This window comes from Pseudomonas sp. KCJK9016 (assembly GCF_046231795.1).
Lineage (GTDB): Bacteria > Pseudomonadota > Gammaproteobacteria > Pseudomonadales > Pseudomonadaceae > Aquipseudomonas > Aquipseudomonas bananamidigenes.
In genome coordinates this window covers 21,936-33,778 of record NZ_JBJJMM010000044.1, presented here as the reverse complement: position 1 = coordinate 33,778, position 11,843 = coordinate 21,936, and the positions used below count along the sequence as shown (strand labels likewise).

General features: G+C 61.6%; 11 protein-coding genes. All 11 read left to right on the top strand.

Annotation, left to right across the window (positions count from 1 at the left end; genetic code table 11):
• Position 1: 1 nt before the first annotated feature.
• Complete coding sequence (locus ACK6BI_RS26970) at positions 2 to 361, top strand: NADH-quinone oxidoreductase subunit A (protein ID WP_409319501.1); 360 nt, start codon at positions 2 to 4, stop codon at positions 359 to 361.
• Positions 362 to 371: 10 nt separating this feature from the next.
• On the top strand, positions 372 to 1,046 hold the full coding sequence (locus ACK6BI_RS26965; protein ID WP_007951456.1) for an NADH-quinone oxidoreductase subunit B family protein: 675 nt from the start codon (positions 372 to 374) through the stop codon (positions 1,044 to 1,046).
• A 70-nt stretch (positions 1,047 to 1,116) separates the two neighbouring features.
• Positions 1,117 to 2,901 carry an NADH-quinone oxidoreductase subunit C/D gene (gene nuoC / locus ACK6BI_RS26960; protein ID WP_409319500.1) on the top strand — a complete coding sequence of 595 codons (1,785 nt, stop codon included), beginning with the start codon at positions 1,117 to 1,119 and terminating at the stop codon, positions 2,899 to 2,901.
• Between the two features lie 2 nt (positions 2,902 to 2,903).
• Positions 2,904 to 3,401 carry an NADH-quinone oxidoreductase subunit NuoE gene (gene nuoE / locus ACK6BI_RS26955; protein WP_003223804.1) on the top strand — a complete coding sequence of 166 codons (498 nt, stop codon included), beginning with the start codon at positions 2,904 to 2,906 and terminating at the stop codon, positions 3,399 to 3,401.
• Positions 3,398 to 4,753, top strand: a complete 1,356-nt coding sequence (gene nuoF / locus ACK6BI_RS26950; protein ID WP_260520076.1) for an NADH-quinone oxidoreductase subunit NuoF — start codon at positions 3,398 to 3,400, stop codon at positions 4,751 to 4,753. Before nuoE ends, nuoF begins: the two co-directional genes overlap by 4 nt.
• Positions 4,754 to 4,891: 138 nt before the next feature.
• Positions 4,892 to 7,606, top strand: a complete 2,715-nt coding sequence (gene nuoG, locus ACK6BI_RS26945) for an NADH-quinone oxidoreductase subunit NuoG (RefSeq protein WP_409319499.1) — start codon at positions 4,892 to 4,894, stop codon at positions 7,604 to 7,606.
• The gene (gene nuoH / locus ACK6BI_RS26940; protein ID WP_065258280.1) at positions 7,603 to 8,610 is read left to right on the top strand and encodes an NADH-quinone oxidoreductase subunit NuoH; all 1,008 of its coding nucleotides are present in this window, start codon (positions 7,603 to 7,605) and stop codon (positions 8,608 to 8,610) included. Before nuoG ends, nuoH begins: the two co-directional genes overlap by 4 nt.
• An 11-nt stretch (positions 8,611 to 8,621) precedes the next feature.
• Complete coding sequence (gene nuoI, locus ACK6BI_RS26935; protein ID WP_065258281.1) at positions 8,622 to 9,170, top strand: NADH-quinone oxidoreductase subunit NuoI; 549 nt, start codon at positions 8,622 to 8,624, stop codon at positions 9,168 to 9,170.
• A gap of 9 nt (positions 9,171 to 9,179) precedes the next feature.
• Positions 9,180 to 9,680 carry an NADH-quinone oxidoreductase subunit J gene (nuoJ, locus tag ACK6BI_RS26930; protein WP_065258282.1) on the top strand — a complete coding sequence of 167 codons (501 nt, stop codon included), beginning with the start codon at positions 9,180 to 9,182 and terminating at the stop codon, positions 9,678 to 9,680.
• Positions 9,681 to 9,683: 3 nt separating this feature from the next.
• Positions 9,684 to 9,992: an NADH-quinone oxidoreductase subunit NuoK gene (nuoK, locus tag ACK6BI_RS26925; protein WP_003180046.1), complete on the top strand. Its 309-nt coding sequence runs from the start codon at positions 9,684 to 9,686 to the stop codon at positions 9,990 to 9,992.
• The gene (gene nuoL, locus ACK6BI_RS26920) at positions 9,989 to 11,842 is read left to right on the top strand and encodes an NADH-quinone oxidoreductase subunit L (protein ID WP_065258283.1); all 1,854 of its coding nucleotides are present in this window, start codon (positions 9,989 to 9,991) and stop codon (positions 11,840 to 11,842) included. The genes nuoK and nuoL overlap by 4 nt, the downstream gene beginning before the upstream one ends.
• Position 11,843: the final 1 nt, after the last annotated feature.

Below are 11,843 nucleotides of genomic sequence, written 5' to 3'. Positions count from 1 at the left end.
TCTGGGTGTAGTCGGCCTGTGTGCCTTCATGCTCGGCGTCTCCAGCCTCCTCGGGTCAAAAGCCTGGGGCCGCAGCAAAAACGAACCGTTCGAGTCCGGCATGCTACCTACCGGTGGCGCCCGCTTGCGGCTCTCAGCCAAATTCTATCTGGTCGCGATGCTGTTCGTGATCTTCGATATCGAAGCCCTCTTTCTCTTTGCATGGTCTGTGTCCGTCCGCGAAAGCGGCTGGACCGGATTCGTCGAAGCTCTCGTTTTCATAGCAATTCTGTTGGCAGGTCTTGTCTACCTGTTCCGAGTGGGCGCCCTTGACTGGGCTCCGGAAGCTCGTCGCAAGCGGCAGGCGAAGCTGAAACAATGAGGCTTTGGCAATGCAATACAATCTCACCAGAATCGACCCTGATGCTCCTAACGAGCAGTATCCGATCGGCCAGCGGGAAACCGTTTCCGATCCGTTAGAGGATCAAGTCCACAAAAACATTTTCATGGGCAAGCTGGAAGACGTGCTGAGTGGCGCGGTCAACTGGGGACGTAAAAACTCCCTGTGGCCATACAACTTCGGTCTTTCGTGCTGCTACGTGGAAATGACCACCGCCTTCACGGCGCCCCACGATATCGCGCGCTTCGGCGCCGAAGTCATCCGGGCCTCACCGCGTCAGGCCGACTTCATGGTTATCGCCGGAACCTGCTTCATCAAGATGGCGCCGATCATCCAGCGTCTCTACGAGCAGATGCTCGAACCGAAATGGGTTATCTCCATGGGTTCGTGCGCCAACTCCGGCGGCATGTACGACATCTACTCCGTGGTTCAAGGGGTGGACAAGTTCCTGCCCGTTGACGTCTACGTACCTGGCTGCCCGCCCCGTCCGGAAGCATTCCTGCAAGGCTTGATGCTGCTGCAGGAGTCGATTGGCCAGGAGCGTCGCCCACTTTCCTGGGTCGTTGGCGATCAAGGCGTTTATCGCGCCGACATGCCTTCGCAGAAGGAACAGCGCCGCGAACAGCGAATCGCAGTCACCAATCTGCGTAGCCCTGACGAAGTCTGATCCAGATCTGTTTCAAAGAAACGAGAAGCTGGCTTCATTCTTTACGTTGACCGAAAGCGAAAAAATAACCATGACTACAGGCAGTGCTCTGTACATCCCGCCTTACAAGGCAGACGACCAGGATGTGGTCGTCGAACTGAACAACCGTTTTGGCGCCGAAGCGTTCACCGCTCAGCCTACCCGCACCGGCATGCCGGTGCTGTGGGTGGCTCGTGCCAAGCTCGTCGAAGTCCTGACCTTCCTTCGCAACCTGCCCAAACCGTATGTCATGCTCTATGACCTGCACGGCGTGGACGAGCGCCTGCGTACCAAGCGTCAGGGGCTGCCAGGCGGCGCCGACTTCACCGTGTTCTATCACCTCATGTCGCTGGAACGTAATAGTGACGTGATGATCAAGGTCGCCTTGTCCGAGAGCGACCTCAGCTTGCCGACCGTCACCAGCATCTGGCCGAACGCCAACTGGTACGAGCGTGAAGTCTGGGACATGTACGGCATCGACTTCAAAGGTCACCCTCACCTGTCGCGCATCATGATGCCGCCGACCTGGGAAGGTCACCCGTTGCGCAAGGACTTCCCGGCCCGTGCCACCGAGTTCGATCCGTTCAGCCTGAACCTGGCCAAGCAACAGCTCGAGGAAGAAGCCGCACGCTTCCGTCCTGAAGACTGGGGCATGAAGCGTTCCGGCCCGAACGAGGACTACATGTTCCTCAACCTGGGTCCGAACCACCCTTCGGCTCACGGTGCGTTCCGTATCATCCTGCAACTGGACGGTGAAGAGATCGTCGATTGCGTTCCGGACATCGGCTACCACCACCGTGGTGCCGAGAAGATGGCCGAACGTCAGTCCTGGCACAGTTTCATTCCGTACACCGACCGTATCGACTACCTCGGCGGCGTGATGAACAACCTGCCGTACGTGCTCTCGGTCGAGAAGCTGGCCGGCATCAAGGTGCCTGAAAAGGTCGACGTCATCCGCATCATGATGGCTGAGTTCTTCCGGATCACCAGCCACCTGCTGTTCCTGGGTACTTACATCCAGGACGTTGGCGCCATGACGCCGGTGTTCTTCACCTTCACCGACCGCCAGAAGGCGTACACGGTGATCGAAGCCATCACCGGTTTCCGCCTGCACCCGGCCTGGTACCGCATCGGCGGCGTCGCCCACGACCTGCCGCGCGGCTGGGACAAACTGGTGAAAGACTTCGTCGAATGGCTGCCCAAGCGCCTCGACGAATACACCAAGGCGGCCCTGCAGAACAGCATCCTCAGGGGTCGTACCATCGGCGTGGCCCAGTACAACACCAAGGAAGCCCTGGAATGGGGCGTCACCGGTGCCGGCCTGCGTTCCACCGGTTGCGACTTCGACCTGCGTAAAGCGCGTCCTTACTCCGGCTACGAGAACTTCGAGTTCGAAGTGCCGCTGGCCGCCAACGGTGATGCCTACGACCGCTGCATGGTTCGCGTCGAAGAGATGCGCCAGAGCGTCAGGATCATCGAGCAGTGCCTGCGCAACATGCCGGAAGGCCCGTACAAGGCGGATCACCCGCTGACCACGCCACCGCCGAAAGAGCGCACGCTGCAGCACATCGAAACCCTGATCACGCACTTCCTGCAGGTTTCGTGGGGCCCGGTCATGCCGGCCAACGAATCCTTCCAGATGATCGAAGCGACCAAGGGCATCAACAGTTATTACCTGACGAGCGACGGCGGCACCATGAGCTACCGTACCCGGATCCGTACTCCGAGCTTCGCCCACCTGCAGCAGATCCCTTCGGTGATCAAAGGCAGCATGGTCGCGGACCTGATTGCGTACCTGGGTAGTATCGACTTCGTTATGGCCGACGTGGACCGCTAAGCATGAACAGCACGCTTATCCAGACAGACCGTTTCACCCTCAGTGAAACCGAGCGCTCGGCCATCGAGCACGAGCTGCATCACTACGAAGATCCGCGCGCGGCGTCGATCGAAGCCCTGAAGATCGTTCAGAAGGAACGTGGCTGGGTGCCGGACGGCGCTCTGTACGCCATCGGCGAAATCCTCGGCATTCCGGCCAGCGACGTTGAAGGCGTAGCCACGTTCTACAGCCAGATCTTCCGTCAGCCGGTCGGCCGTCACATCATTCGCGTCTGCGACAGCATGGTCTGCTACATCGGCGGCCACGAGTCGGTGGTCAGCGAAATCCAGAACAACCTGGGTATCGGCCTCGGCCAGACCACCGCCGACGGTCGTTTCACCCTGCTGCCGGTCTGCTGCCTCGGCAACTGCGACAAGGCCCCGGCGCTGATGATCGATGACGACACCTTTGGCGATGTACAGCCTGCCGGCGTCGCCAAACTGCTCGAGGGCTACGTATGACCCTGACTTCTTTCGGTCCTGCCAACCGCATCCAGCGTTCGGCCGAGACTCACCCGCTGACCTGGCGCCTGCGTGACGATGGCGAAGCCGTATGGCTCGACGAGTACCAGGCCAAGAACGGTTATGCCGCTGCACGCAAGGCCTTCGCCGACATGGGGCCGGACGACATCGTCCAGACCGTGAAGGACGCCGGCCTCAAGGGTCGTGGTGGTGCTGGCTTCCCCACTGGCGTGAAGTGGGGCCTGATGCCAAAGGACGAATCCATCAACATCCGCTACCTGCTGTGCAACGCGGACGAAATGGAGCCGAACACCTGGAAAGACCGCATGCTGATGGAGCAACTGCCCCATCTGCTGATCGAAGGCATGCTGATCAGCGCCCGCGCGCTGAAAACCTACCGTGGCTACATCTTCCTGCGTGGCGAGTACACCACCGCCGCGAAGCACCTCAACCGTGCCGTGGAAGAAGCCAAGGCTGCGGGCCTGCTGGGCAAGAACATCCTGGGCAGCGGCTTCGATTTCGAGCTGTTCGTCCATACCGGCGCCGGGCGTTACATCTGCGGTGAAGAAACCGCATTGATCAACTCCCTCGAAGGCCGCCGCGCCAACCCGCGCTCCAAGCCGCCCTTCCCTGCCGCCGTGGGCGTGTGGGGCAAGCCGACCTGCGTGAACAACGTCGAAACCCTGTGCAACGTACCGGCGATCATCGCCGACGGCGTGGACTGGTACAAATCGTTGGCCCGCGACGGCAGCGAAGACATGGGCACCAAGCTCATGGGCTTCTCCGGCAAGGTCAAGAACCCGGGCCTGTGGGAACTGCCATTCGGCGTGACCGCCCGCGAGCTGTTCGAAGACTACGCCGGCGGCATGCGCGACGGTTACAAGCTCAAGGCCTGGCAGCCAGGCGGCGCCGGTACCGGTTTCCTGTTGCCGGAACACCTCGATGCACAGATGTATGCCGGCGGCATCGCCAAGGTGGGCACCCGTATGGGGACCGGCCTGGCCATGGCGGTGGACGACAGTGTCAACATGGTGTCCCTGCTGCGCAACATGGAGCAGTTCTTCGCTCGCGAATCCTGCGGTTTCTGCACCCCTTGCCGTGATGGCCTGCCATGGAGCGTCAAGCTGCTGATGGCCATCGAACAAGGCAAGGGCCAGCCGGGCGACATCGAGACCCTGCTGGGTCTGGTCGGTTTCCTCGGCCCGGGCAAGACCTTCTGTGCTCACGCACCGGGTGCCGTGGAGCCGCTGGGCAGCGCCATCAAATATTTCCGTCCAGAGTTCGAAGCCGGTATCGCGCCTGCAAGCGCCGCCGTCCCGCCTCTGGCAAGGCCGATCACCATCGGCGCGTAAACGCTTAAAAAAAGGCGAAGGGTCCGTGCCCTTCGCCTTTCGTCCGATGACGCCTTTCGGGGCTGACTGGATTCGGACGGATAACAAGATTCCATTAGCCACGCCCGCTGACACCGGGCCAACGAAGAACTTTGAACCATGGCCACTATCCACGTAGACGGCAAAGCGCTCGAAGTCGACGGGGCAGACAACCTGTTACAGGCATGTCTGTCGCTGGGCCTCGACATCCCTTATTTCTGCTGGCACCCCGCGCTTGGTAGCGTCGGGGCCTGCCGCCAGTGCGCGGTCAAGCAGTACACCGACGAGAACGACACCCGTGGTCGCATCGTCATGTCCTGCATGACCCCGGCCACCGACAACACCTGGATCTCCATCGACGATGAAGAATCCAAGGCGTTCCGCGCCAGTGTCGTCGAATGGCTGATGACCAACCACCCGCACGACTGCCCGGTCTGCGAGGAAGGCGGTCACTGCCACCTGCAAGACATGACCGTGATGACCGGCCACAACGAGCGCCGTTATCGCTTCACCAAGCGCACCCACCAGAACCAGGATCTGGGCCCGTTCATTTCCCACGAAATGAACCGCTGCATTGCCTGCTACCGCTGCGTGCGTTTCTACAAGGACTACGCCGGCGGTACCGACCTCGGTGTGTACGGCGCCCACGACAACGTGTACTTCGGTCGCGTTGAAGACGGCACCCTGGAAAGCGAGTTCTCCGGCAACCTCACCGAGGTGTGCCCGACCGGTGTGTTCACCGACAAGACTCACTCCGAACGCTACAACCGCAAGTGGGACATGCAGTTCTCGCCGAGCATCTGCCATGGCTGCTCCAGCGGTTGCAACATCTCCCCGGGCGAGCGTTACGGCGAACTGCGTCGCATCGAAAACCGTTACAACGGTTCGGTGAACCAGTACTTCCTGTGCGACCGTGGCCGTTTCGGTTACGGCTACGTCAACCGCACCGACCGCCCACGTCAGCCGCTGCTGGCCGACGGCACCAAGCTTGGGCTGGACGCTGCGCTGGACAAGGCCGCCGACCTGCTGCGCGGTCGCAACATCGTCGGTATCGGTTCGCCCCGTGCCAGCCTGGAAAGCAACTACGCGTTGCGTGAACTGGTGGGCGCCGAGCACTTCTACTCCGGTATCGAAGCCTCCGAGCTGGAACGCATCCGTCTGGTTCTGCAAGTGCTCAAAGACAGCCCGCTGCCAGTACCGACCATGCGCGACATCGAAGACCACGACGCGGTGTTCGTCCTCGGTGAAGACCTCACCCAGACCGCCGCCCGTATGGCCCTGGCCCTGCGTCAGTCGGTAAAAGGCAAGGCCGAAGACATGGCCGAAGCCATGCGCGTTCAGCCGTGGCTCGACGCTGCGGTGAAGAACATCGGTCAGCACGAACTGAACCCGCTGTTCATCGCCAGCCTGGCTGAAACCAAGCTCGACGACATCGCCGAGGAGTGTGTACACGCCGCTCCGGACGATCTGGCCCGCATCGGTTTCGCCGTGGCTCACGCCCTGGACGCCAGCGCACCGGCCGTCGAAGGTCTGGACGCCGAAGCCCTGGAACTGGCCAAGCGCATCGCCGACGCTCTGCTCGCCGCCAAGCGCCCGCTGATCATCGCCGGTACCTCGCTGGGCTCCAAAGCCCTGATCGAAGCGGCTGCGAACATCGCCAAGGCCCTGAAGCTGCGCGAGAAGAACGGTTCGATCAGCCTGATCGTGCCGGAAGCCAACAGCCTCGGCCTGGCCATGCTCGGCGGCGAATCGGTCGATGACGCGCTGCAAGCGGTCATCTCTGGCCGTGCCGACGCCATCGTCGTGCTGGAGAACGATCTGTACACCCGCACCGCCAAGGCCAAGGTCGATGCGGCACTGAACGCTGCGAAAGTGGTGATCGTTGCCGACCATCAGAAGACCGCCACCAGCGACCGCGCGCATCTGGTTCTGCCAGCCGCCAGCTTCGCTGAAGGCGACGGTACGCTGGTCAGCCAGGAAGGTCGCGCCCAGCGCTTCTTCCAGGTTTTCGACCCGCAATACATGGACGCGAGCATTCTGGTCCACGAAGGCTGGCGCTGGCTGCACGCCCTGCGCGCCACCCTGCTGAACCAGCCGGTCGACTGGACGCAACTCGACCACGTCACCGCTGCCGTGGCCTCGAGCACCGCGCAACTGGCCGGCATCGTCGACGCCGCCCCGTCCGCCGCGTTCCGCATCAAGGGTCTGAAACTGGCCCGTGAACCGCTGCGCTACTCCGGCCGTACCGCGATGCGCGCCAACATCAGCGTTCACGAACCGCGCACCCCGCAAGACAAGGACACCGCGTTCGCCTTCTCGATGGAAGGTTACTCGGGCTCCGCCGAACCGCGTCAGCAAGTGCCGTTCGCCTGGTCGCCGGGCTGGAACTCGCCGCAAGCCTGGAACAAGTTCCAGGACGAAGTCGGTGGTCATCTGCGCGCTGGCGATCCGGGCACCCGCCTGATCGAAAGCACTGGCGATTCGCTGAACTGGTTCGCCGCGGCTCCGCGGCCATTCAACCCGGCGCCGGGCACCTGGCAAGCCGTACCGTTCTTCCACCTGTTCGGCAGCGAAGAGAACTCTTCGAAAGCCGCTCCGGTTCAGGAACGCATTCCGGCGGCCTACGTTGCACTGGCCAAGTCCGAAGCCGACCGCCTGGGCGTCAACGACGGTGCGATGCTGAGCCTCAACGTTGCCGGCCAGACCCTGCGTCTGCCGCTGCGCATCAATGAAGAGCTGGGCGCAGGTCTGGTGGCACTGCCTGCGGGCATCGCCGGCATTCCACCGGCATTCGCCGGCCTATCCGTTGAGGGTCTGCAGGAGGCAGCGCAATGACCTGGTTCACCCCTGAAGTGATCGATGTGATCCTGACGGTCATCAAAGCCATCGTGATCCTGCTGGCCGTCGTGGTCTGCGGCGCACTGCTCAGCTTTGTCGAACGTCGCCTGCTGGGCTGGTGGCAGGACCGTTACGGTCCGAACCGCGTCGGCCCGTTCGGCATGTTCCAGATCGCTGCCGACATGCTGAAGATGTTCTTCAAGGAAGACTGGACTCCGCCGTTTGCCGACAAGGTGATCTTCACCCTGGCACCGGTGGTGGCCATGTCCGCCCTGCTGATCGCGTTCGCGATCATCCCGATCACCCCGACCTGGGGCGTGGCGGACCTGAACATCGGCCTGCTGTTCTTCTTCGCCATGGCGGGTCTGTCGGTCTACGCGGTGCTGTTCGCCGGCTGGTCGAGCAACAACAAGTTCGCCCTGCTGGGCAGCTTGCGTGCCTCGGCGCAGACCGTGTCCTACGAAGTGTTCATGGGTCTGGCCCTGATGGGTATCGTGGTGCAGGTCGGTTCGTTCAACATGCGCGACATCGTCGAGTACCAGGCGCAGAACCTGTGGTTCATCATTCCGCAGTTCTTCGGCTTCTGTACCTTCTTCATCGCTGGCGTGGCCGTGACTCACCGTCACCCGTTCGACCAGCCGGAAGCGGAACAGGAACTGGCCGACGGTTACCACATTGAATATGCCGGCATGAAATGGGGCATGTTCTTCGTCGGTGAATACATCGGCATCATCCTGATCTCGGCGCTGCTGGTCACCCTGTTCTTCGGTGGCTGGCACGGTCCGTTCGGCATCCTGCCGCAACTGTCCTTCGTCTGGTTCGCACTGAAGACCGCGTTCTTCATCATGCTGTTCATCCTGCTGCGCGCTTCCATCCCGCGTCCGCGTTATGACCAGGTGATGGATTTCAGCTGGAAATTCTGCCTGCCACTGACCCTGATCAATTTGCTGGTGACCGCTGCAATCGTGTTGTGGAACACGCCTGCGGTTGCGGTTCAGTGAGGATTTGACCCATGTTCAAATATATTGGCGACATCATTAAGGGTACCGGTACCCAGTTGCGCAGCCTGGTCATGATCTTCGGTCATGGTTTTCGCAAGCGCGACACCCTGCAATACCCGGAAGAGCCGGTCTACCTGGCGCCACGCTACCGTGGCCGTATCGTCCTGACCCGCGACCCCGATGGTGAAGAACGCTGCGTAGCCTGCAACCTGTGCGCCGTGGCGTGCCCGGTGGGTTGCATCTCGCTGCAGAAAGCTGAAACCGAAGACGGTCGCTGGTACCCGGACTTCTTCCGTATCAACTTCTCGCGCTGCATTTTCTGCGGTCTCTGCGAGGAAGCCTGCCCGACCACCGCGATCCAGCTGACCCCGGATTTCGAGATGGCCGAGTTCAAACGTCAGGACCTGGTGTACGAGAAAGAAGATCTGCTGATCTCCGGCCCCGGCAAAAACCCTGATTACAACTTCTATCGTGTTGCAGGTATGGCCGTTGCGGGCAAGCCGAAGGGCGCCGCACAAAACGAAGCCGAGCCGATCAACGTGAAGAGCTTGCTGCCTTAAGGAAGAACGATGGAATTCGCTTTCTATTTCGCATCGGGTATCGCTGTTGTGTCCACACTGCGTGTGGTCACCAACACCAATCCTGTGCACGCCCTGCTCTACCTGATCATTTCGCTGATCTCCGTGGCCATGACCTTCTTCGCCCTCGGCGCACCGTTTGCCGGTGTGCTGGAAGTGATCGCCTATGCCGGCGCCATCATGGTGCTGTTCGTGTTCGTGGTGATGATGCTGAACCTGGGCCCGGCCTCGGTTCAGCAGGAGCGCAGCTGGCTCAAGCCCGGCATCTGGGCAGGACCGGTGATTCTCGCCGCCCTGCTGCTGGCCGAACTGCTGTATGTGCTGTTCGCTCATCAGAGCGGTCAGGCCATCGGTCAAACCACCGTGGACGCGAAAGCCGTGGGCATCAGCCTGTTCGGTCCGTACCTGCTGGTGGTCGAACTCGCCTCGATGCTGCTGCTCGCTGCAGCCGTCACGGCGTTCCATTTGGGCCGTAACGAGGCGAAGGAGTAAGACATGCCTGCTATCCCTCTCGAGCATGGACTGGCAGTTGCCGGCATCCTGTTCTGCCTTGGTCTGGTCGGCCTGATGGTCCGCCGCAACATTTTGTTCGTGTTGATGAGTCTGGAAGTGATGATGAACGCCTCTGCACTGGCCTTCATCGTTGCGGGCGCCCGCTGGGCGCAACCGGATGGACAGATCATGTTCATCCTGGTGATCAGCCTGGCAGCCGCCGAAGCCAGTATTGGCCTGGCGATCCTGCTGCAACTGTATCGCCGCTTCCACACGCTCGATATCGACGCTGCCAGTGAGATGCGCGGATGAACCTACTCTTTCTGACTTTCGTATTCCCCCTGATCGGGTTCCTGTTGCTGTCGTTCTCCCGCGGCCGCCTCTCGGAAAACCTGTCGGCGCTGATAGGTGTCGGCTCCATCGGCCTGTCCGCCATCGTCGCGGCCTACGTGATCTGGCAGTTCAACGTCGCCCCGCCGGAAGGTGGCGTGTACGTGCATGTGCTGTGGACGTGGATCTCGGTGGAAGGCTTCCAGCCGAACTTCGCCCTGTACCTGGACGGGCTGTCCGTGACCATGCTGGGTGTGGTGGTCGGCGTGGGTTTCCTGATCCACCTGTTCGCCTCCTGGTACATGCGCGGTGAAGCCGGTTACTCGCGCTTCTTCGCCTACACCAACCTGTTCATCGCCAGCATGCTGTTCCTGGTGCTGGGCGATAACCTGCTGTTCATCTACTTCGGTTGGGAAGGCGTGGGTCTGTGCTCGTACCTGTTGATCGGTTTCTACTACAGCAACCGCAACAACGGTAACGCCGCACTGAAAGCCTTCATCGTCACCCGTATCGGCGACGTGTTCATGGCGATCGGCCTGTTCATCCTGTTCCAGCAACTGGGCACGCTGAACGTCCAGGAACTGCTGGTGAAGGCGCCTGAGCACTTCAAGGTCGGCGATTTCTGGATCGTGCTGGCCACCCTGATGCTGCTGGGCGGTGCGGTGGGCAAATCGGCGCAACTGCCGCTGCAGACCTGGCTTGCGGACGCGATGGCCGGCCCTACCCCGGTTTCGGCACTGATCCACGCTGCAACCATGGTGACCGCCGGTGTCTACCTGATCGCCCGTACCCACGGTCTGTTCGCCCTGGCGCCGGACATCCTGCATCTCGTGGGAATCGTCGGTGGTGTGACGTTGGTTCTGGCAGGTTTCGCGGCACTGGTGCAAACCGACATCAAACGTATCCTCGCCTACTCGACCATGAGCCAGATCGGCTACATGTTCCTGGCGCTGGGCGTTGGCGCCTGGGAAGGCGCGATCTTCCACCTGATGACCCACGCCTTCTTCAAGGCCCTGCTGTTCCTTGCCTCCGGTGCGGTCATCGTCGCCTGCCACCACGAGCAGAACATCTTCAAGATGGGCGGCCTGTGGAAGAAACTGCCGCTGGCCTACGCCAGCTTCATCGTCGGTGGTGCCGCCCTGGCCGCCCTGCCGCTGGTGACCGCCGGTTTCTACTCCAAGGACGAAATCCTCTGGGAAGCGTTCGCCAGTGGCCACAACGGTCTGTTGTACGCCGGTCTGGTCGGTGCGTTCATGACCTCGCTGTACACCTTCCGCCTGATCTTCATCGCGTTCCACGGTGAAGCCAAGACCGAAGCTCACGCCGGTCATGGCATCGCTCACTGGCTGCCACTGTCGGTGCTGATCGTGCTGTCGACTTTCGTCGGCGCCATGATCGTTCCACCGCTGCACGGCGTACTGCCCGAGAGCGTCGGCCATGCCGGCGGCGAAGCCAAGCACAGCCTGGAAATCGCCTCGGGCGCCATCGCCCTGGCCGGTATCCTGCTGGCGGCCCTGCTGTTCCTCGGCAAGCGTCGTTTCGTGACCGCGATCGCCAACAGCGGCATCGGCCGTCTCCTTTCGGCCTGGTGGTTCGCTGCCTGGGGCTTCGACTGGATCTACGACAAACTGTTCGTCAAGCCGTACCTTGCGATCAGCCACATCCTGCGCAAAGACCCGCTCGACCAGACCATCGGTCTGATCCCGCGCATGGCCAAGGGGGGTCACACCGCCCTGAGCCGTACCGAGACCGGTCAACTGCGTTGGTACGCCGCCTCGATGGCTGCCGGTGCCGTGCTGGTCATCGGCGCTGTCGTGCTGGTAGCGGTCTGAT